Here is a 22450-nt window from a genome sequence, read left to right on the forward strand (position 1 = left end):
TGGGTAGTTAAATAGTGGCAGATAATAGTCAAACAACAGATTTAACCGTAAGCGATAGCAACGACCACGCACTTATTGCAGGCTCTGAGCTAGACGGAGAAGGGCAAAATCCCGATCTAGGTGAACGCAGTTCATCGAAGTTCGATATGGCTGTCGGTGATCTCGATTTACTCCGTCAGGTCGTATTAGTCCTTTCTATCTCTATCTGTGTAGCGCTGATTGTGATGCTGTTTTTCTGGGTGAAAGAGCCAGAAATGCGTCCACTAGGGGCTTACGAAACAGAAGAATTGATCCCCGTTCTTGACTACTTGGATCTGCAAAAGATCCAGTACACGCTTGAAGGCAATACCATCTCAGTACCGGCGAGTGAGTACAACTCATTGAAGCTTAATATGGTACGAGCGGGTTTGAACCAAGAGCGAAACGCGGGTGATGACATCCTCATGCAAGACATGGGCTTTGGTGTATCACAACGTTTAGAACAAGAACGCCTTAAATTAAGCCGTGAAAGACAGCTTGCCAAAGCGATTGAGCAGATGAAACAGGTGCGTAAAGCTCAGGTTTTACTGGCGTTGCCGAAGCAAAGCGTGTTTGTGCGTCACAATCAAGAAGCCTCCGCTTCCGTATTCCTAACCCTTAAAACGGGCAACAATCTTAAGCAACAAGAAGTCGATTCTGTTGTGGATATGGTCGCTAGTGCCGTTCCGGGAATGAAAACCTCACGTATTACGGTGACTGATCAGCATGGCCGATTGTTGAGCTCAGGCTCTCAAGACCCAATGTCTGCAGCGCGTCGTAAAGAACACGAGTTAGAGCGCAATCAAGAACAGGCTCTACGTGAAAAAATTGATTCTATTCTGATTCCTATTCTTGGGTTTGGTAACTATACCGCTCAGGTTGATATTCAGCTCGACTTCAGTGCAGTGGAACAAACCCGAAAGCGTTTTGATCCGAATACACCTGCGACTCGAAGTGAATACACCTTAGAAGATTACAACAACGGTAATACTGTGGCGGGTATTCCTGGAGCTTTGAGTAATCAGCCACCTGCTGATGCCTCAATCCCACAAGATGTTGCTCAGATGAAAGACGGCGCAATGACGGGGCAAGGCTCGGTTCACAAAGAAGCGACCCGAAACTTTGAGTTAGACACCACCATCAGCCATGAACGTAAACAGAGTGGCACGGTGAATCGCCAGACGGTATCTGTAGCGATCAAAGACCGTCAATCGTTGAACCCAGATACGGGCGAAGTGGTTCATACTCCAATCCCTGCCAGCGAAATCAACGCGATTCGTCAGGTATTGATTGGTACTGTTGGATTTGATGAAAGCCGCGGTGATTTACTGAACGTGTTAAGCATGCAGTTCGCACCACAAGTGACAGATGTTGTGGCAGATGTGCCTATCTGGGAGCATCCAAACTTTAATGATTGGGTTCGTTGGTTTGCGAGTGCCTTGGTTATTATTGTGGTGGTATTGGTACTTGTTCGCCCTGCAATGAAGAAACTGCTTAATCCTGCAGCTGACAATGATGATCAAATGTACGGCCCTGATGGCATGCCAATTGGTGTCGACGGCGAAACCAGCTTAATTGGTGGTGATATTGAAGGTGGTGAGCTGTTTGAATTTGGTTCAAGCATTGACTTGCCAAACCTTCATAAAGACGAGGACGTGCTGAAAGCAGTACGTGCACTTGTAGCGAATGAACCAGAGCTAGCAGCTCAAGTAGTTAAGAATTGGATGGTAGATGGCTAACGAAATAGTTCCACAACAAACTGAAGGCGGTGAAGTGCTTGATGTCTCTAGCGTGGATATCGGCTCTATCTCAGGCGATGAGCGCGCTGCGATCTTGTTGCTCAGTTTAAACGAAGAAGACGCTGCTGGTATTATTCGTCACCTAGAGCCAAAGCAGGTTCAGCGTGTTGGTAGTGCGATGGCGCGAGCTACGGATTTATCTCAAGAGAAAGTCGGCGCAGTGCACCGTGCTTTCTTAGATGATATTCAGAAGTACACCAACATTGGTATGGGCAGCGAAGACTTTATGCGTAACGCATTGGTGGCTGCTCTGGGTGAAGACAAGGCGAATAACCTTGTCGATCAAATCCTTCTCGGCACAGGTTCGAAAGGTTTGGATTCGCTTAAGTGGATGGATCCTCGTCAGGTGGCGAGTATCATCATCAACGAACACCCTCAAATTCAAACGATTGTTTTGTCGTATCTCGATGCCGATCAATCGGCTGAGATTCTGTCACAGTTCCCAGAGCGTGTTCGTCTGGATCTAATGATGCGTATTGCGAACCTTGAAGAAGTTCAACCGTCAGCTCTTGCTGAACTGAACGAAATCATGGAGAAACAGTTTGCGGGTCAAGCGGGTGCTCAAGCTGCCAAAATTGGTGGCCTGAAAGCTGCGGCTGAGATCATGAACTACATGGACAACAACGTAGAAGGTGTCTTGATGGATCAAATCCGAGATCAAGACGAAGACATGGCAACCCAGATTCAAGATCTTATGTTTGTCTTTGAAAACCTAATTGAAGTTGATGACCAAGGTGTTCAGCGACTGCTGCGTGATGTTCCACAAGACATTCTACAGAAAGCGCTTAAAGGTGCTGATGATGGTCTACGCGAGAAGATCTTCAAGAATATGTCTAAACGTGCTGCCGATATGATGAGAGACGATATTGAGGCGATGCCGCCAGTGAAAGTCTCTGATGTGGAAGCGGCTCAGAAAGAGATATTGGGTATTGCGAGGAAGATGGCAGACAGTGGCGAGATTATGCTGTCTGGTGGCGCCGACGAGTTCCTTTAATACAGAAACCTCAAAAGCCCCACACTGTTGGGGCTTTTCTTTATCCAATCTCGAACCACAGATTAACTCCGTTTAACTGTTTGAATTTACAATGCAGTTGGATGCACTCATAGATAGGTACTGATATGTCAGGTGATAGAAAACGCGGCTTCCTTCGCCCTGAAGAAGATAATACGGTTGCCCAACCTCAGAAATGGGGGCTACCTGACTATACCTCTGATGTGAATAAACAAGCCAAAGAAACGGCCTTTAACTACGATCCTGGTTGGATGCCAACGGTTGAAGAAGCCATTGAAGATGAAGAGCTGGTTCTAACTGAAGAGCAGATCGAGCTGATCAAACAAGGTGCTTATCAGGAAGGCCTTCATCAAGGGCAAGAGGCTGGTTTTAAACAAGGTTACGAAAAAGGCAAAGAAGAAGGGTTTGCCGCTGGCCATGAAGAAGGCAATCAAGCTGGTAAGCTTGAAGGCGTGACCGCTGGCCAAGAGTACATTCAGCAACAAGTGGCCATCTTTATGGGGCTTGCCAACCAGTTTGCTCAGCCACTAGAGCTGATGAATGCTCAGGTTGAGAAGCAGCTGGTAGACATGGTACTGACCATGGTCAAAGAAGTGGTTCATGTTGAAGTGCAAACCAATCCACAAATCATATTAGATACCGTCAAAGAGTCGGTAGAGTCCCTGCCAATTTCTGGTCATGCAATTACATTGAAGCTTAACCCGGAAGATGTGGCGATCATTCGCTCTGCATATGGTGAAACAGAATTGGACTGCCGCAATTGGACATTGGTTTCAGAGCCAGCACTTAACCGTGGCGATGTACAAATAGAAGCGGGTGAGTCGAGTGTGAATTATCGAATGGAAGAGCGTGTGAAGAACGTTATCCAGAGCTTCTGTGGTGCTAACCGCCATCAAGGTCATGCGTAATGCTTGAGTTAGCGAATCGTCTCAGCCAATACAAAGTCGAAGGGCTAAAATCACGTCCCGTTGCCTCTGGTAAGTTGGTACGGGTAGTCGGACTAACCCTTGAAGCAACTGGCTGTAAAGCCCCAATTGGTAGCTTGTGCTTAGTTGAAACCATGTCTGGTCAGATGGAAGCTGAAGTGGTTGGCTTCTCTGGTGATAACCTATTTCTGATGCCGAGTGAACAAATCACAGGGATCTTACCCGGTGCTCGTGTCACCCCTATGACCTCTGAAAGCGGCATTCCTGTCGGGATGGAACTGCTTGGCCGTGTTATCGACGGTGTCGGTAATCCTCTGGATGGGCTTGGTCCTATCTATACTGAGCAACGCGCATCATTCAGTGCCGAACCGATTAACCCTCTGGCTCGTAAGCCGATCTCAGAACCACTGGATGTTGGCTTGAAAGCGATTAACGGCTTGCTGACGGTGGGTAAAGGACAGCGTATCGGTCTGTTCGCTGGTTCTGGTGTCGGTAAGTCGGTAACACTAGGCATGATGACTCGAGGTACTACCGCGCAAGTGGTTGTGGTGGGCCTGATTGGTGAGCGTGGACGTGAAGTAAAAGAGTTTATTGAAGAGATTCTTGGTGAGGACGGCCGTAAGCGATCGGTTGTGGTTGCTGCCCCTGCCGATTCATCACCATTAATGCGATTAAAAGGCTGTCAAACGGCGTTAACGGTAGCGGAATATTTCCGCGACCAAGGTTTAGATGTTCTGCTCCTGATGGACTCATTGACCCGTTTTGCACAGGCTCAGCGTGAAATCGCACTATCTGTTGGCGAGCCGCCAGCAACCAAAGGTTATCCGCCATCGGTATTTGCTAAGCTGCCAGCGCTGGTTGAGCGTGCGGGTAACGGCAATGATGAGCAAGGTTCAATCACCGCTTTCTTTACCGTACTAACCGAAGGTGATGATCTACAAGACCCAATCGCCGATGCCTCACGAGCGATTCTCGATGGCCACGTTGTATTGTCACGTGAAATGGCCGATGCGGGTCATTATCCTGCGATTGACGTTGAGAAGTCCGTCAGCCGTGTGATGCCTCAAATCACCACCGAAGAACATGTGTTGATGTCGAAAGCGGTAAGACAAGTGCTTTCTATCTGCCGTAAGAACCAAGACTTGGTGTCGATTGGTGCTTACAAGCCGGGTACCGACCCTGCGATTGATAGCGCCTTCACCTTGAAGCCGAAGTTGGATGAGTACTTACAGCAGAAGATGAAAGAAACGGTTCCTTACGATATGTGCGTCAACATGTTGAAGCATGTGTTGGGTGGCTAACGGGTGATTAAGGTTAGTCATGGATAATGCATTAGAGTTTCTTCTCGACCAAGCAAAAGACCAAGAAAATCAAGCGGTCTTGGCGCTCAACAAAGCCAATGCGGAGCTGCAAGGTTACTACGAACAGGTTGCGCAGATTGAAAAGTATCGACTGGATTATTGTCAGCAACTGGTCGACAGAGGCAAGGCAGGGCTTACAGCCAGTCAATATGGGCATTTGAATCGCTTCTTAACTCAATTGGACGAAACGCTTTCTAAACAGCGAGAAGCGGAGCATCACTTTAAAAATCAGGTCGATAACTGCCAAAACTACTGGATGGAACTGCGTAAGAAACGTAAATCCTATGAGTGGTTGATGGAGAAGAAGCAGAAAGAGAAAGCCAAACTGCAGGATCAAAGAGAACAAAAGCAGATGGATGAGTTTTCGACTTTGCTTTATAGCCGTAAGAAGATGTGATCCCGAGCCATGAATCCTACTGGCGCTGTTCACATGGTGATTAGCCGAGTTTTCTAGGCATGTTTCTTGCTCTGTTTTATATAAAATTGCGCCTTGTGCCTGCCAAAGGTATGAAAAGCATCCGACTTTCTTTTTGTTGCCTGTTTATGGTGGCAAAGCTAGTAGATAGAGCTTGTATATATGAACGTTAGTCCTTCTTCAAATTCAGCGACCAACACAACGTCTTCGTTGTTGGACACCGGTTCTGCCGCTTCAAAGGTAGAGGAAACCAGCGACTCAAAAGGTTTCTTTGAATCTTTCAAAGAAGCTATTGGCTTTGAAGAAAGTGGCAATAAAGCTGCAGTAAAAGACTCAGAAAGCACCACAAAATCTGATGCTAAGCAAGCGGCTAAGGAAGGTGAAGCTTCAGCTGAAGCGGATAAAGGTGATTCAGCCGAATCAAAGGCTACTGAGGAAGTGAGCGAAGCGCAAAGCAAGCAAGCAGCTTCAGGAGTAGAGGGTGACAAAGCCACAGATAAAACATCTACAGAGGCAGCGTCTGATTCCGCGGCTCAGCTCAAAGCCCATTCGAGCGCTGATAGCACTGTCGCTGATAACAATGTCGCAGATAAGGCGGTTGGTAAAGACGCGCAGGCTACGACTAACGATTCGAAAGAACAGGTTGCTCAACCCCAAGAGCAGGCTTCATCTGCGGTAGATGAGTCTAAGCAGGCATCGCAAGCAAGTGCCGCGATGAATGAAGGTAATAAGTTGCTTGGCCAGTTGGATGAGGCAAATAAAACGCTGAATCAGACTCCGAACGGCAAAGCCTTGCCACAACAGTCTCAGTTAGAACAGTCTCAGTTCAACCAAGCTCAAGGTAATATTCCAGGAGCTTCAGTTGCTGGTCTTTCAGTTGCAGGTGAAGCGGGTAAGCAAGTGAGCCAAGCCAATGCAGCGAATCAAGGTAGTGCGCTAGAAGTTGATTCTGAAATCGCTGTACTTACCGGAGGTAAGGGTGTTTCTCAGCTGACTGATGATGAAATCCGACAGTTGATGGATAAAGGCGTCACTCCAGAACAAATTGAAGCCAGTATGAGCCGAGAGCTGAGCCAAAAGAATGCAGCTAGTGCGGTTGCTGCCGATCAGAGTCAAGCATTGTCAGCCGCGGATATTGAACTGGCAAAGCAAGTAGATGCCCATACCAAAGCGCTAAACCAATTGAATGGAAAAATCGAATCAGAGCAGTCTGTTGTCGATAGCTTGCTTCACAAGCAACAAAGTGGTGCTAAGTTGACGGTTGATGAGCAAGCCGCTTTGGCTAAAGCGACCTCTAACCTAGACCTGTTGAATCAACAGCTCGCAAACGTTCAACAACAAGCAACAGCTCTGCTAAGTCAAGCTCCGGCTGCGAACAGTGCGTCTGGTGAACCCGCTGCTATCGATTGGGATAATACGGATTCAAGCGAAACTAAAGCCTTAGCTGCGGCAGCATCAACAGCAGCTGTAGCGACGGCGGCACAACAAGTGTCAGCGCAGGCCGCTTCTCAATCAGCAAACAATGCTCTTACGGATAAGGCGGCAATGCTGCACGCCAATAATGCGCACGCGGCCCAACAGGCAGCGGCTCAACAAGCCAATCTTTCTTCACCTCAACAGCAAGCTGCGTTAGACCCTGCTTTAACTGCACAAGGGGTGGCGATGAATGCTGCGCCTGCCGCGACCAAAGCAGGTTCAACGGACATGTTACTTAAAGCCGGAGCTGGTGCAGCGGCACTGTCTGGTCTTGGAAAAGCGAGTGCTAAGGAAGATTCTAAAGATTCGACCTTTGCTCAGCAGATCGCTTCTGCTGCGGGTGTTCAAGGCGCTGCCACCGCGGGTTCTGCGCCAACTCGAGCTGAAATTCAAGCTGCTCAACAAGCGCCTTTGCAGCTTACTAAAGAACTCGCGAACGAGCAGGTAGCGGAAAAAGTACAAATGATGATGTCTAAGAACCTTAAGAACTTGGATATCCGCCTCGACCCACCAGAGCTGGGTCAAATGAAAATTCGAATGACCATGAATAATGATGTGGCAAACGTACACTTTACTGTGAGCAATCAGCAGGCGAGAGATGTGATTGAACAAACCTTACCTCGGTTGAGAGAGATGTTGGCTCAACAAGGGATGCAGCTTGCTGATTCGTCAGTTCAACAACAGAACTCTGGTCAGGGGCAGGAGAGGTACAACAGTGGTGAGCAACAATCCGGCGCTAACCGCACAAATGATGGTCAAGGTGACGAAAACCTTGATAGTGGCAGCAATCTTGAATTGAATGTCTCATCAAAGCGTGATGGAATTAGTTATTATGCCTAGTATCAGGCTAAGAAGACTAAGTTAATAAAAACATCAGTTAATAGAAAGAACCGTTAGTTAATAGAAAGAACAGGAAGTTAGAGTAAGATATGGCCGAAGAACAAGATGCACCTAAAGGGAAGAGTAAGCTCCTCATCATCATTATAGCGGTAGTCGTTTTACTGCTTGGTATCGGTGGTGCTTTGTTCTTTTTCTTAGGCTCCGATGATAGTGCCTCTGAATCTCAGTCTCAGCCAGCCACTGCTATGGTCGCTGCAGAGCCAGTTATGTATGTTAATATTCCTCAGCCCTTCTTGTTCAATGTGACAGGTGATAAAAAAGATCGCCTAGTGCAGATAAAAGCACAGCTGATGGTACGAGGCAGCAAGAATGAAGACTTGGCTCGCTATCACTCTCCTCTTGTAGAAAGTACGCTACTAGCAACGTTCGCTTCGGCCACGGTCGATCAATTGCGCTCTCCAACCGGACGAGTTGAACTGCGAAACAAGGCGACTGAAGATATTAAAGCAAGTCTGGCTCAAGCTGTTGGCCAGCCTGTGATTGAAAAAGTGCTATTCACTGACTTCGTAATTCAATAGGTAATTTGTGACCGATTTATTAAGCCAAGACGAAATTGATGCGCTGTTACATGGCGTTGATGATGTTGAAGACGTAGAAGATGTCTTAGAAACCGAGAATGACAGTGCGGTCAATTTCGACTTTTCATCTCAAGATCGAATCGTCCGTGGTCGAATGCCGACCCTTGAACTTATTAACGAGCGCTTCGCACGTCATATGCGGATTAGCTTGTTTAATATGTTGCGTAAAACGGCTGAAGTGTCGATCAACGGCGTACAGATGATGAAGTTTGGTGAGTATCAAAACACATTGTATGTACCCACCAGTTTAAATATGGTTCGTTTCCGTCCGTTAAAAGGTACGGCGCTGATCACCATGGAAGCACGTCTTGTTTTTATTCTTGTAGAGAACTTTTTTGGTGGTGATGGTCGTTTCCACGCCAAGATTGAAGGCCGTGAATTCACGCCGACTGAAAGACGTATTATCCAGCTGCTGCTGAAAATTGTTTTTGAAGATTACAAAGAAGCTTGGTCTCCAGTGATGGGGGTTGAGTTTGAATACCTGGATTCTGAAGTGAACCCAAGTATGGCGAACATTGTGAGCCCAACAGAAGTGATCGTTGTGAGTTCGTTCCACATCGAGGTAGATGGCGGTGGTGGTGACTTCCACGTTGTGATGCCTTATTCAATGGTTGAACCGATCCGTGAACTGCTTGATGCGGGTGTTCAATCTGACAAAATGGAAACCGACGTTCGTTGGAGTACCGCACTGCGTGATGAAATCATGGATGTGCCGGTTAACTTTCGTGTGAACCTTCTAGAGCAAGATATTTCTCTGCGTGATTTGATGGAGCTGCGCCCCGGTGACGTCATTCCAATGAACATGCCTGAGCACGCAACGATGTTTGTCGAAGAACTGCCGACCTATCGTGTGAAAATGGGGCGCTCTGGTGAGAAGCTCGCAGTACAGATTTCTGAAAAAATTCAAAGACCCCATGTGGTTAAAACTGATCTCGCTTTTCTAGGCAAGGACTTAATGTCTGAACTAGAAAACAGCGATGATGACGAATAGAAAATAGATAAAAGTATAGGAATTGGTAATGGAACCTAGTGAAGATCAAAAGCTAGCAGACGAATGGGCTGCAGCACTTGGTGAAGATCCTTCAGCACCGTCAATTGATGTTGATGACGTGCTTGCGGCACCACTTGATGAGCTAACTGATTCATCATCTCCGATTTCTGAAGATGAGCGTCGTAAGCTGGATACCATCATGGATATTCCAGTGACTATCTCAATGGAAGTTGGCCGCTCTCAGATCAGTATCCGTAATTTACTTCAGTTGAACCAAGGTTCGGTCGTTGAGCTAGATAGAATTGCTGGTGAATCACTGGACGTAATGGTCAACGGTACCTTGATTGCTCATGGTGAAGTGGTTGTGGTGAACGACAAGTTTGGTATTCGTTTGACTGACGTTATTAGCCAAACAGAACGAATTAAGAAGCTGCGTTAATGAGCTTTTTGTCTCAAAGACTGGCGAGCTCTTCTCTCGGAATGACAAAGCTGTTAAGAGGGGGCTTGGGAGTAGGGCTATTAATTGTTCCCTCCATTGCCTTTGCTGCAACGCCGCCATCTCTCGATTTAGCGACCACTTTTGGGTCGCTAATTTTCGTTATAGCCTTCATCTTATTTATTGCTTGGCTACTCAAGCGCATGCAAGTGCCTGCAATGTCGAATCAGCAAGGCTTGGCGATTGTTAGGCAAATTCCTGTAGGTACTAAAGAACGCATCGCTATTGTTCAAGCGGGTGATGAGCAGTTCTTAGTCGGGATTACCACGCAATCTATTCAGCTAATTTCTAAGCTCGATAAACCTCTTACTCAGGAGATGCTGGAAAAAAGTACATTTTCAAGTCAGCTTTCCCAGCTAATAAAAAAAGATGCAAACAAGTAACGGACTTTTGAACTCATCTTACGTTTGCCAAAACGGAGCTTTCCGAATGGTTAAAGTGTTGTTGGTTCAGCTCACTCTTCTCTGCTCACTCGTATTCAGTATGTCGGTATTTGCACAGACTGAAGATGGCACCGTCATTCCGGCGAATACCGCTGGCTCAGAGTCGGTAACCATCAGCACGATGGAACAAGACCAAGCCAAATCGACAACCATGACCACGGGCAGCTTAACCGGCAATGGTGGCGGCATACCTGCCTTTACCATGACAACCAATGCTAATGGCGGTGAAGACTACTCGATAAACCTTCAGATCTTGGCGTTAATGACCATGCTTGGCTTCTTGCCAGCGATGGTGATTTTGATGACCTCGTTCACCCGTATTGTGGTGGTGATGTCTATTTTGCGTCAGGCGATGGGTTTACAACAAACACCGTCTAACCAAGTGATTATTGGTATCGCAATATTTTTGACCTTTTTCATTATGTCACCGGTAATCAATCAGGTTAACGAACAGGCGGTTCAACCTTATCTCAATGAACAGATATCGGCACGACAGGCATTCGATGTTGCCCAAGGTCCGATCAAGTCTTTCATGCTCAAACAGACTCGAATCAAAGATCTTGAAACCTTTGTTGAGATCTCTGGTGCGGAAGTGACCAACCCTGAAGATGTTTCCATGGCGGTTCTGATTCCAGCGTTTATCACATCGGAATTAAAAACGGCTTTCCAAATCGGCTTTATGTTGTTCTTACCGTTCCTAATCATCGACTTGGTGGTGGCATCGGTATTGATGGCCATGGGTATGATGATGTTGTCACCGATGATTGTATCGCTGCCGTTTAAGTTGATGTTGTTTGTTCTTGTTGATGGCTGGAACTTGATCCTCTCCACACTCGCCGGCAGTTTTGCCTTGTAGCTGGGGGAATAATGAATCCTGAAATATTCGTAGAGTTGTTCCGAGATGCCCTTTGGATGGTATTAATCATGGTTTGCGCCATCATTATTCCTAGCCTGCTGATCGGTTTGGTTGTGGCTGTTTTCCAAGCCGCGACCTCAATCAATGAACAAACACTGAGTTTCCTGCCGCGTTTGATAGTAACTTTGTTGGCGTTGATGCTATTTGCACACTGGATGACCCAGATGATGATGGAGTTCTTTTTCGAACTCATCGAACGCTTGCCGCAAGTTCTGTATTAGACCGATATGGAATACCCAACGAGCCTTGTACTAGAGTGGTTAGCCAATTATTTTTGGCCATACACTCGCATCTCAGCGATGCTGATGGTGATGACGGTAACAGGGGCACGCTTCGTGTCGCCGCGTATTCGTCTGTATTTAGGTTTGGCTATCACCTTTGCCGTGATGCCCGCAATTCCTGCTGTTCCCAAAGAGATCGAACTGCTCTCTTTCCAAGGGTTCTTAACGGTGTTTGAGCAAATCGTGATTGGTGTTGCCATGGGCTTTGTTACTCAGTTTATGATTCAGACCTTCGTCATGCTCGGCCAGATCTTGGGTATGCAATCTAGCTTGGGCTTCGCCTCAATGGTTGACCCCGCTAACGGACAGAATACGCCAGTACTTGGTCAGTTGTTCATGTTGCTTGCGACCATGTTTTTTTTGGCGACAGATGGTCACTTGAAAATGCTGCAGTTGGTGGTGTTCAGTTTTAAGACTTTGCCGATTGGCAGTGGCTCTCTGACTTCGGTCGATTTTCGAGAACTCGCGTTGTGGCTCGGTATCATGTTCAAAACGGCATTAGCAATGTCGTTGTCGGGCATTATCGCGCTACTAACGATTAACCTTTCTTTTGGTGTAATGACGCGTGCTGCACCTCAGTTAAACATCTTTTCTTTGGGTTTTGCATTTGCGCTACTCGTGGGTCTGTTACTTTGTTGGTACATCCTTGGCGGCTTGTATAGTCACTATGAGCTATTCTGGATGCAAGGCGAACAACAGATATGTCGTCTAATCCGGTTAGATTGCTAGGGGACTGAAATGGCAGAGTCAGACGGTCAAGAACGCACAGAAGACGCCACGCCCAAACGCTTGCAACAGGCCAAAGAAAAAGGGCAGGTTGCAAGGTCGAAAGAGCTAGCGTCGGCGTCGGTACTGATAGTAGGTGCGATTGCATTAATGTGGTTTGGCGAATCGATGGCGAAGGCGTTGTTCGAGGCTATGCAACGTCTGTTTTCTCTGAGCCGCGACGAGATTTTTGATACCAATAAACTCTTCGAAATTGCCGGTGGTGCACTGGTGAATTTGCTGTTTCCGCTGTTTTTGATCCTGATAACCTTATTCGTTGCAGCAGTCATTGGTGCGGCGGGTGTCGGTGGGATTAACTTTTCAATGCAAGCCGCGATGCCAAAGGCGTCTAAGCTCAATCCACTCAGTGGTATCAAGCGTATGTTTGGCCTACAAAGTTGGGTTGAACTTCTCAAATCTATTTTGAAAGTAGCTCTTGTATCAGGCATGGCCATTTATCTGATTCAGGCCTCTCAGCATGATTTAATGCAGCTGAGCATGGATGTTTATCCGCAGAATATCTTTCATGCTTTGGATATCTTGCTCAACTTTATTCTTTTAATCAGTTGCTCTCTGCTTATTGTGGTGGCGATTGATATCCCGTTCCAGATCTGGCAACACGCCGATCAATTGAAGATGACCAAACAAGAAGTCAAAGACGAATTCAAAGATACTGAAGGTAAGCCGGAAGTGAAAGGGCGAATTCGTATGCTTCAAAGGGAAGCGGCTCAACGTCGAATGATGGCTGATGTTCCTCAAGCGGATGTGATTGTGACCAACCCAGAGCACTTTTCCGTGGCATTGCGCTATAAGCAGAATCAAGATAAAGCGCCGATTGTGGTTGCCAAAGGTGTCGACCACATGGCGATGAAAATCCGAGAAATTGCGCGCGAAAACGACATCTATATTGTTCCAGCGCCACCATTGGCGAGGGCGCTTTATCACACCACTGAGCTAGAACAACAAATTCCTGACGGTCTGTTTACGGCAGTTGCGCAGGTACTTGCATATGTTTTCCAGCTTAAGCAGTACCGAAAACGAGGAGGGGAGAGGCCAAAACTGCAAGATTCTAATATGCCGATCCCACCTGATTTACGTCATTAGATCAATTGCTTGAGCTCTGCGTGATGAACCTTGATAATAGCGAGCTAGCTAATCTTCTTTTTATTGAGGTGATGGCGATAATTTGACGTGAGATGTTGGTACAGTGTTTGCTGTAGTAAGCCTGAACATTATAAGCCCATAGCAAAACAGCCCTGACTAAGATCTAATCCACTTCTTCAGAGAGCTACAACATAGCGAAACTGTCTAGATTTATGAAATTCTCCCTGCCTTTTGCGGACAAGCTACCTAAAATCCCTAACCGTGCCATGCCTGCGATTGGTGCGCCTGTTATGGTACTTGCCACGCTTGCTATGGTGGTGTTGCCCATTCCAGCTTTCTTGTTGGATATGTTCTTCACCTTTAATATTGCACTGTCTATGGTTGTGCTATTGGTTTCGGTTTATACCCGTAGGCCTTTAGACTTCGCTGCATTCCCGACCGTGCTGCTTATTGCGACTCTGCTTCGATTGGCCTTGAACGTTGCTTCAACACGTGTGGTATTGCTCCATGGCCATGAAGGTGGTGACGCTGCTGGTAACGTGATCGAAGCCTTCGGTAACGTGGTTATCGGTGGTAACTACGCTGTCGGTCTAGTGGTGTTCTTGATTCTGATGATCATCAACTTCATGGTTGTAACCAAAGGTGCGGGCCGTATCTCGGAAGTAAGTGCGCGTTTCACTTTGGATGCGTTACCGGGTAAACAAATGGCAATCGATGCCGACTTGAACGCGGGTTTGATCGACCAAGATCAAGCACGTCTGCGACGTTTTGAAGTAACCAAGGAAGCTGACTTCTACGGTTCGATGGACGGTGCTTCTAAGTTTGTAAAAGGCGATGCGATCGCCGGTATCCTTATCCTGTTCATCAACATCATTGGTGGCTTGAGCATTGGTATGGCTCAGTTTGACCTTGGTTTTGGTGAAGCAATCGAAATCTACACGCTACTGACTATCGGTGATGGTCTGGTTGCACAAATCCCGTCACTGCTCCTTTCTATAGCAGCTGCAATGATGGTAACGCGTCAAAATACTGATGAAGACATGGGGCAACAGCTCGTCTTCCAGATGTTCGACAATCCAAAAGCCTTGATGATCACCGCCGCTATCCTTGGCATCATGGGTATTGTTCCGGGTATGCCACATTTCTCGTTCTTGAGCCTTGCTGTTATTGCGGGCGCGGGTGCGTATTACATCGATAAGAAAAACAAAAAGAAGGCGGAAGAACCTAATCTTCCGGCGACCGTTGAAGCGAATGGAGAAGCAGGCTCTCAGAAGGAGCTTTCTTGGGATGATGTTCAACCTGTCGATATTATTGGTTTAGAAGTGGGTTACCGTTTAATTCCTTTGGTTGACAGAGACCAAGGGGGCGAACTGCTTGAACGCGTTAAAGGTGTGCGTAAGAAGCTGTCTCAAGACTTTGGTTTCTTGATCCCAGCGGTACACATTCGCGATAACCTAGAGCTGACACCAAACAGCTACCGAATTACCCTGATGGGTGTCGCAGTAGGTGAAGCTGAGATCAAGCCTGACATGGAGCTCGCGATTAACCCGGGCCAAGTGTACGGTATGATCGATGGTGAGCCGACAATCGACCCTGCATTTGGATTAGAAGCGGTATGGATTCGTGAAGAGCAGCGTGAACACGCACAAGCTCTAGGTTATACCGTTGTCGATTCTTCTACAGTATTGGCGACACATCTTAGCCAACTGCTTACCAACAACGCATCACAGCTTATTGGTCACGAGGAAGTTCAGAACTTACTTGAGATGCTTAGCCGCTCAACACCTAAGCTGGTCGAAGGTTTTGTACCGGATCAATTGCAGTTGGGTGTGGTTGTGAAAGTGCTACAGAACCTATTGAATGAAGCTATTCCAATTCGTGACATTCGAACTATAGTCCAAACTTTGTCGGAGTATTCAGGTAAGAGTCAAGAACCTGACATACTTACTGCGGCGGTTCGTATCTCATTGAAACGATTAATTGTTCAAGAAATCAATGGTATAGAGCCAGAGTTGCCAGTGATAACCCTAATTCCTGAGCTGGAACAAATCTTGCATCAAACCATGCAGGCATCCGGCGGAGAATCTGCTGGTATTGAACCTGGTTTAGCCGAACGTTTACAGACCTCCCTCAGCCACGCTACGCAAGAGCAGGAGCTGAAAGGTGAACCAGCGGTGCTACTGACCTCTGGTGTGTTACGCTCGACTCTGGCTAAGTTCGTGAAAAACACGATCCCAAGCTTGAGAGTCTTGTCTTACCAAGAGATACCGGACGAAAAACAGATACGTATAGTACAAGCTGTTGGTAATTAAGCCGCCTAATTAGAACGGACGATCGAATTGAAAATTAAACGATTTTTTGCAAAAGATATGCGAACGGCACTGCTCCAAGTTAAAGAAGAACTTGGCTCAGAGGCGGTGATCATGTCTAACAAAAAGGTCGCAGGTGGCGTGGAAATTGTTGCCGCTATTGATGGCGAATCTAGCCCTTCAACAGCAAGCCAGAGACTAAATAAACCTCAGCAGCCTGCACAAAGCCAATATACGCAAATGGCCGCGCCCGCAGCTCCTGCAGGGCGACGTCAACTAGACGATGACAAGGTTAGCCTGCAGTCGAATGCTGAAGGTGGACGCTCAATGACTAAGCGCTTTGCGAATATGCTAAAACAATACAGTCATGGCGCCGAGGATGAACCACAACATCGTGCTGAAAATGAAGATTCATTGTCAGCATTGCTTAATCGCCAATCAAGCACGGGTCATAACTCTCATAGTCATCAGACTCAAAGCAATCTGCAGTCTCATGGCCATCAGCAGTCTCACGGTAACCAACAGTCTCACGGCAATCTTGATTCAGCATTTGCTCGTGAAACAGGTTTGTCTAAGTTGATTGCTGAAGACCGCAGAGTCGAGCGTCCGGCACCTCGCTTGGATCCTACTCGTTATGATCGCGGTCGTGAGAACACTCACTCGAAAGGCTCTGATTCTGAAATGGAAACGATGCGCGAAGAGATGACCTCAATTCGTCGTCTGTTAGAACATCAAGTATCTGGATTAATGTGGCAAGAAGTTGAGCGTCGTGAACCGCTCAGAGCGATGCTTATTAAGCGCCTTGAGCGTATGGGTGTTTCTGCAGAGCTGGCCGATCAGATGGCTTGTTACATTCCTGAAGATACCAAACCAGCGCGTGCATGGAAGGCTTTGTTAGCACTGGTTGCTGACCAAATCTCTGTCACTCAGAAAGATATTTTAAAACGCGGCGGTATTGTGGCTCTACTTGGCCCAACCGGTGTGGGTAAAACGACAACTGTTGCAAAGCTAGCTGCACGTGCTGCCATGGAATATGGCGCAGATAACGTCGCACTAGTGACAACTGACACATATCGTATAGGTGCACATGAGCAGTTATCGATCTATGGTCGAATTATGGGTTGTCCTGTAAGAGTTGCTAAAGATTCTAGCGAACTGGCCGATGTAATATATCAGTTACGTAATCGTCGCCTGATTCTGGTCGATACTGCAGGCATGGGACAACGAGATGTTCGCCTATCTGAGCAGTTAGACACATTGATGCAAGAGAGTGGTTCCGTTATCAATAGCTACCTTGTGTTGCCAGCAACTGCACAACGCAAAGTGCTACAAGAAACAATTGAACACTTTAGAAGAATCCCGTTGTCGGGATGCATCATGACTAAATTGGATGAATCCCTCAGTCTTGGTGAATTCATCAGTGTCGTAATACAAAATGCATTACCAGTTGCTTACATAGCAAATGGTCAACGAGTTCCTGAAGATATCGTTATAGCTCAGCCAAAGTACATGATTGCTAAGGCTAATGAGTTATTAGAAAAATCTACAGAGAATGAACCTCATTACTGGAATAGCGATTCTGAAGGGCTCTAGGCGGCGGATAAATATGAATGAAAATATGATACATGATCAAGCTAGCGGCCTCCGTCGCTTAACCAAGCCTTCACTCACAAAAGTTATCGCTGTCACCGGTGGTAAGGGAGGCGTTGGTAAATCCAATGTGACGTTAGGTATGGCTATTTGCATGGCGCGCCAAGGCAAAAAAGTCATGGTGTTAGATGCCGATTTAGGGCTAGCTAACGTCGATATCATGCTGGGTATTCGTTCTAAACGAAACCTTGGGCATGTGTTGGCTGGCGAATGTGAACTTAAGGATGCGATTGTCGAAGGGCCGCACGGAATTAAAATTATTCCAGCGACATCGGGCACACAAAGCATGACTGAACTTTCACACGCACAGCATGCTGGTTTGATTCGCGCATTTGGTTCGCTTGAAGACGAGATGGATATCTTGTTGGTTGATACCGCTGCCGGAATTTCGGACATGGTGATCAGTTTCTCAAGAGCGGCGCAAGACGTGGTTGTTGTGGTATGTGATGAACCTACCTCAATCACAGATGCATATGCTTTGATTAAGCTTTTGAGCAGAGAGCACCAAGTTCAGCGATTCAAAGTTGTTGCAAATATGGTCAGAAGCTACCGAGAAGGCCGAGAATTATTTGCAAAGTTGACTTTGGTCACAGAGCGCTTCTTGAATGTGAGCCTCGAACTCGTAGCATGTATTCCTTTAGATGATAAAGTACGTCAATCAGTCAAGAGACAGAAGATCGTAGTAGATGCGTATCCTCGCTCTCCAGCTGCGTTGGCAATCAGCTCTTTGGCGAATAAAGCATTGACCTGGCCAATACCAAAAACACCAAGTGGGCACTTGGAGTTCTTTGTTGAAAGGCTGCTGAATCGTACTGAATTTATAGAGGAACCATTTGGTGAATAAAGCGCTTACTTACGACCAACATGCTAATCACAATAGCCAACAGGCTTTTTTTGAGAAGTATTCTGTGTTGGTTAAACGTATCGCTCATCACTTGTTGGGGCGATTACCGCCTAATGTATTGGTTGATGACTTAATTCAAGCTGGCATGATCGGCTTGATTGAAGCGCAACAAAACTATGATGGTACCAAAGGCGCAAGCTTTGAGACGTATGCTGGTATTCGGATTCGTGGGGCAATGTTGGATGACATTCGCCGCGGGGACTGGGTACCGAGATCGGTTCATAAAAACAACCGAGAAATCAGCAGTGCAATCGCGGAATTAGAGGGTATCCTCAACCGCGACCCGAGTGATGCCGAAGTGGCAAAACATATGGGACTCACTTTGGAGCAGTACCACAGTGCTTTAACTGATATTAATTGCTCAAGACTGGTTGGGATCGAAGATTTAGGCGTCTCAGATGATGTAATATCTCCGAATGAAGACTCTCAAGATAACACGCCTTTTCAAGGGGTTGCTGATGAGTCATTCCGCCAAGCTCTGATCGACTCGATAAAACAACTTCCGGAAAGAGAAGGCCTTGTGCTTTCGCTTTATTACGACGAAGAACTCAATTTAAAAGAGATTGGGGAAGTGCTAGGTGTCAGCGAATCTCGTGTCAGCCAAATACTGAGCCAATCTATGCAGCGTTTACGCACTAAGTTAAGTGCTTGGACACAGAACGACTAACAACACTGATCCTATTCAGTGGAGGCTAATTTGAACAAAAACATGAAAATTCTCATTGTTGATGATTTTTCAACGATGCGCCGAATTGTTAAAAACCTACTTCGCGATTTAGGTTTCAACAACACTCAAGAAGCAGACGATGGCTTGACCGCGTTACCTATGCTGAAAAAAGGCGAATTTGATTTCGTGGTAACTGACTGGAACATGCCAGGCATGCAAGGTATTGACTTGCTTAAACACATTCGCGCAGATGCAGAACTTAAGCACCTTCCAGTGCTTATGATCACAGCAGAAGCGAAGCGTGAGCAGATCATCGAAGCAGCGCAAGCGGGTGTTAATGGTTACATTGTGAAGCCTTTCACTGCTGCAACGCTGAAAGAGAAACTTGATAAGATTTTTGATCGCTTATAAGCATCAATAAGTTTTAGGTACTTCTAGATAAACGCTGACTGATAAGTTATCTGTTTATCTCGATAGCCTAAGCGCACAAAGTATGCGGAGTAAGGCCGAACTCAGGATGATTTCATTAGAACAAGCAAAAAAATTAGTAGAGCTGCTTGAGAACGATGAGCAGCAAGATGCTGATTCTCTTGTTAGAAGCATTTATGAAGATAATTTTAGTCTTCAAGACAATCCAATGCTTCAAGAAATAGGAAGTCTGACTCGCGACCTCCATGACTCTTTGACTCAATTTAATTTCGATGAGCGCATTAGCGTTATCGCAAATGACGAAATCCCCGATGCAAGGGATCGCCTTCAGTATGTCATTGATAAAACGGAAGTTGCGGCAAATAAGACGATGGACGCTGTCGATCGCTGTATGCCAATTGCAGACAACCTACACGAGTGTTTACTTCAAGTAAGGCCTCAATGGAATGAACTGATGCATGGCCGCATTGAGCTGGCACAATTTAAAGCTTTATGTCACCGCATTGATGGATTGCTTGTCCAAGTAGAGGGCGATAGTACCGAACTACGTGGACAACTGACTGAAATCTTGATGGCTCAGGATTTCCAAGATTTAACTGGGCAGATAATTAGCAAAGTTATTACCTTGGTGAATGAGGTTGAAGGACGCTTAGTTGAGATTCTCACCGTATTTGGTGCGAATCAGACTGAGCCAACTCCAAAATCAGAGAAGAAAGCATCGATTGCTCCAGAAGGGCCAATCATGAATCCAGAAGAGCGCGAAGACGCTGTTGCTTCTCAGGATGAAGTCGACGATTTGTTATCCAGTCTTGGATTTTAAAGGTAACGTATGAGCTACGATTTAGACGAAGATATTCTTCAGGACTTTTTAGTCGAAGCAGGAGAGATCCTTGAACTTCTATCAGAGCAACTGGTAGAGCTTGAGAATAACCCTGACGACAAAGACCTATTAAATGCTATTTTCCGTGGTTTCCATACAGTAAAAGGTGGTGCTGGTTTCTTAGCATTAACTGAGCTGGTGGATACTTGTCATGGTGCCGAGAATGTGTTCGACATTCTACGAAACGGTCAGCGCAGCGTAACATCAGGCTTGATGGATACTATGCTGCAGGCGTTAGATACTGTTAATACACAGTTCCAAGCCGTGCAAGATCAGGAACCTTTAGTACCAGCAGACCAAGCTTTATTGGATGAACTTCACCGCCTCTGCAAACCAGAATCAGCGGATGAAGTTGCACCAGTAGAAGCGCCAGCACCTGTTATCCCAGAGCCTGTCGTTACAGCCCCTGAACCGGTTGTCGAAAGCTCAAGCATCAGTGCCTCATCTGTGGATGATATCTCTGAAGACGAGTTTGAGCGCCTGCTTGATGAACTTCACGGTAAAGGTGGTTCACCAACAGCACCTTCTGCACCCACACCGCCGCCAGCACCAGTTGCACCTCAGCCTGTTGCTGACAGTGGTGATATTACTGATGACGAATTTGAGAAGTTGTTGGATGAATTGCACGGCGCGGGTAACAGCCCGACAGCGGCAAGTTCAACGCCTCCTCCACCGCCAGCGCCTCCGGCAGCACCTGTTTCGGCGATGTCTGAAGGCGATGACCTGATGACTGACGAAGAGTTCGAGAAGTTACTGGACCAATTGCATGGTTCAGGTAACGGACCTTCGATTGAAGAGCTCGATGCTGCGACTAAGCCTGCAGAAGTGAAGTCTGCGGCAGTTGCACCACAAGCTGCGCCTAAGCCTGCTGCTCCGGTTGTGGTTAAAGAAGAACCGAAACCTAGTGCTCCAGCAAAAACTGAAGTTAAAGCGCCAGCGAAGAAGCAGCAAGCTGAAGCTACAGTTCGTGTCGATACATCAACACTGGATACCATCATGAACATGGTGGGTGAACTGGTATTGGTGCGTAACCGACTTGTCAGTCTTGGCCTAAACAGCAATGACGAAGAAATGTCGAAAGCTGTCTCTAACTTAGATGTTGTTACTGCAGACCTACAAGGCGCGGTAATGAAGACTCGTATGCAGCCGATCAAGAAAGTATTTGGTCGCTTCCCACGAGTTGTCCGTGACCTTGCGCGTAGCTTGAAGAAAGACATCGTTCTTGAAATGCGTGGCGAAGAAACTGACCTTGATAAAAACTTGGTAGAAGCACTTGCTGATCCCCTGATTCACTTGGTGAGAAACTCTGTCGACCATGGTATCGAAATGCCGAACGACCGTGTTGCTGCGGGTAAATCACAAACGGGTAAAGTGATTCTGTCTGCCTCTCAAGAAGGTGATCACATTGAGCTGGCTATCGTTGATGACGGTGGCGGTATGGACCCTGATAAGCTTCGTGCTATTGCGGTCAAACGTGGCCTGATGGATGAAGATGCAGCGTCTCGTTTATCAAATAAAGAGTGTTTCAACCTGATTTTTGCTCCTGGCTTCTCAAGCAAAGAGCAGATCTCGGATATCTCTGGTCGTGGTGTAGGTATGGACGTTGTGAAAACGGCGATCAACACACTGAACGGCTCTATTGATATTGATTCAGAAATGGGACAAGGCACCAAGATCACCATCAAGGTTCCACTAACCCTAGCTATTCTACCAACCTTGATGGTCGGTGTTGCGGGTCACCCATTTGCATTGCCATTGGCATCGGTTAACGAGATCTTCCACCTAGACTTAAGCCGCACAAATGTGGTTGATGGTCAGCTAACGATCATCGTTCGCGATAAGTCTATTCCGTTGTTCTACTTGCAAAACTGGCTTGCTCCTAAAGCGGGTATTGTTGAACTGCGTAAAGGGCACGGCCATGTTGTTATCGTACAACTTGGTAGCCAACGAGTTGGTTTTGTTGTCGATACGCTTATCGGTCAAGAAGAAGTCGTGATCAAGCCACTTGATAAGCTTCTGCAAGGCACGCCAGGAATGGCAGGCGCGACAATTACAAGTGACGGACACATTGCATTGATTCTAGATGTGCCGGACTTGTTGAAGCAGTACGCAGCTGCGTCAAGAATTTAA

Annotated in this window: 21 protein-coding genes; all 21 read left to right on the forward strand. The window is 46.7% G+C overall.

What is annotated here, in order from left to right:
• The first annotated feature begins 14 nt into the window (after positions 1-14).
• The 21 genes from fliF (at position 15) to BCU34_RS02685 (ending at position 22450) form a co-directional block, all read left to right on the forward strand.
• The gene (gene fliF, locus BCU34_RS02585; protein WP_102478842.1) at positions 15-1757 is read left to right on the forward strand and encodes a flagellar basal-body MS-ring/collar protein FliF; all 1743 of its coding nucleotides are present in this window, start codon (positions 15-17) and stop codon (positions 1755-1757) included.
• Positions 1750-2811 (forward strand): flagellar motor switch protein FliG, encoded by a 1062-nt coding sequence (fliG, locus tag BCU34_RS02590; RefSeq protein WP_048661520.1) that lies wholly within the window; start codon positions 1750-1752, stop codon positions 2809-2811. Before fliF ends, fliG begins: the two co-directional genes overlap by 8 nt.
• A 125-nt stretch (positions 2812-2936) precedes the next feature.
• Positions 2937-3737 carry a flagellar assembly protein FliH gene (gene fliH / locus BCU34_RS02595; RefSeq protein ID WP_102478843.1) on the forward strand — a complete coding sequence of 267 codons (801 nt, stop codon included), beginning with the start codon at positions 2937-2939 and terminating at the stop codon, positions 3735-3737.
• On the forward strand, positions 3737-5056 hold the full coding sequence (fliI, locus tag BCU34_RS02600) for a flagellar protein export ATPase FliI (RefSeq protein ID WP_061033695.1): 1320 nt from the start codon (positions 3737-3739) through the stop codon (positions 5054-5056). The genes fliH and fliI overlap by 1 nt, the downstream gene beginning before the upstream one ends.
• Positions 5057-5075: 19 nt before the next feature.
• Positions 5076-5513: a flagellar export protein FliJ gene (gene fliJ / locus BCU34_RS02605; protein ID WP_008218280.1), complete on the forward strand. Its 438-nt coding sequence runs from the start codon at positions 5076-5078 to the stop codon at positions 5511-5513.
• Between the two features lie 180 nt (positions 5514-5693).
• Entirely contained in the window at positions 5694-7847 is a 2154-nt protein-coding gene (locus BCU34_RS02610; protein ID WP_102478844.1) for a flagellar hook-length control protein FliK, read from the forward strand.
• A gap of 89 nt (positions 7848-7936) precedes the next feature.
• A complete protein-coding gene (fliL, locus tag BCU34_RS02615) occupies positions 7937-8425 on the forward strand; it encodes a flagellar basal body-associated protein FliL (RefSeq protein WP_048664313.1) in 489 nt (162 codons plus the stop codon).
• 7 nt (positions 8426-8432) lie between these two features.
• Positions 8433-9476: a flagellar motor switch protein FliM gene (gene fliM, locus BCU34_RS02620; protein WP_048661515.1), complete on the forward strand. Its 1044-nt coding sequence runs from the start codon at positions 8433-8435 to the stop codon at positions 9474-9476.
• Positions 9477-9504: 28 nt separating this feature from the next.
• Positions 9505-9915, forward strand: a complete 411-nt coding sequence (fliN, locus tag BCU34_RS02625; protein ID WP_004739851.1) for a flagellar motor switch protein FliN — start codon at positions 9505-9507, stop codon at positions 9913-9915.
• On the forward strand, positions 9915-10355 hold the full coding sequence (gene fliO / locus BCU34_RS02630) for a flagellar biosynthetic protein FliO (protein WP_048664311.1): 441 nt from the start codon (positions 9915-9917) through the stop codon (positions 10353-10355). Before fliN ends, fliO begins: the two co-directional genes overlap by 1 nt.
• Positions 10342-11271: a flagellar type III secretion system pore protein FliP gene (gene fliP / locus BCU34_RS02635; RefSeq protein ID WP_170960824.1), complete on the forward strand. Its 930-nt coding sequence runs from the start codon at positions 10342-10344 to the stop codon at positions 11269-11271. The genes fliO and fliP overlap by 14 nt, the downstream gene beginning before the upstream one ends.
• Before the next feature lie 11 nt (positions 11272-11282).
• Complete coding sequence (gene fliQ / locus BCU34_RS02640; protein ID WP_029235191.1) at positions 11283-11552, forward strand: flagellar biosynthesis protein FliQ; 270 nt, start codon at positions 11283-11285, stop codon at positions 11550-11552.
• A 6-nt stretch (positions 11553-11558) separates the two neighbouring features.
• A complete protein-coding gene (fliR, locus tag BCU34_RS02645) occupies positions 11559-12341 on the forward strand; it encodes a flagellar biosynthetic protein FliR (protein WP_017060672.1) in 783 nt (260 codons plus the stop codon).
• 9 nt (positions 12342-12350) lie between these two features.
• A complete protein-coding gene (gene flhB / locus BCU34_RS02650) occupies positions 12351-13481 on the forward strand; it encodes a flagellar biosynthesis protein FlhB (protein ID WP_048661512.1) in 1131 nt (376 codons plus the stop codon).
• Between the two features lie 212 nt (positions 13482-13693).
• Complete coding sequence (gene flhA / locus BCU34_RS02655; protein WP_048668500.1) at positions 13694-15793, forward strand: flagellar biosynthesis protein FlhA; 2100 nt, start codon at positions 13694-13696, stop codon at positions 15791-15793.
• Positions 15794-15820: 27 nt separating this feature from the next.
• Positions 15821-17383, forward strand: coding sequence for a flagellar biosynthesis protein FlhF (flhF, locus tag BCU34_RS02660; protein WP_102478845.1), 1563 nt, complete (start codon positions 15821-15823; stop codon positions 17381-17383).
• A 13-nt stretch (positions 17384-17396) separates the two neighbouring features.
• Positions 17397-18284: a MinD/ParA family protein gene (locus tag BCU34_RS02665; RefSeq protein ID WP_048661509.1), complete on the forward strand. Its 888-nt coding sequence runs from the start codon at positions 17397-17399 to the stop codon at positions 18282-18284.
• Entirely contained in the window at positions 18277-19011 is a 735-nt protein-coding gene (locus tag BCU34_RS02670) for an RNA polymerase sigma factor FliA (RefSeq protein ID WP_048661508.1), read from the forward strand. Before BCU34_RS02665 ends, BCU34_RS02670 begins: the two co-directional genes overlap by 8 nt.
• A gap of 42 nt (positions 19012-19053) precedes the next feature.
• The gene (gene cheY / locus BCU34_RS02675; protein ID WP_016767062.1) at positions 19054-19422 is read left to right on the forward strand and encodes a chemotaxis response regulator CheY; all 369 of its coding nucleotides are present in this window, start codon (positions 19054-19056) and stop codon (positions 19420-19422) included.
• Positions 19423-19528: 106 nt separating this feature from the next.
• Entirely contained in the window at positions 19529-20260 is a 732-nt protein-coding gene (locus tag BCU34_RS02680; RefSeq protein ID WP_048661507.1) for a protein phosphatase CheZ, read from the forward strand.
• A 9-nt stretch (positions 20261-20269) separates the two neighbouring features.
• Positions 20270-22450, forward strand: a complete 2181-nt coding sequence (locus tag BCU34_RS02685; RefSeq protein WP_048664304.1) for a chemotaxis protein CheA — start codon at positions 20270-20272, stop codon at positions 22448-22450.

The organism is Vibrio sp. 10N.286.45.E10 (genome assembly GCF_002874195.2).
GTDB lineage: Bacteria > Pseudomonadota > Gammaproteobacteria > Enterobacterales > Vibrionaceae > Vibrio > Vibrio crassostreae.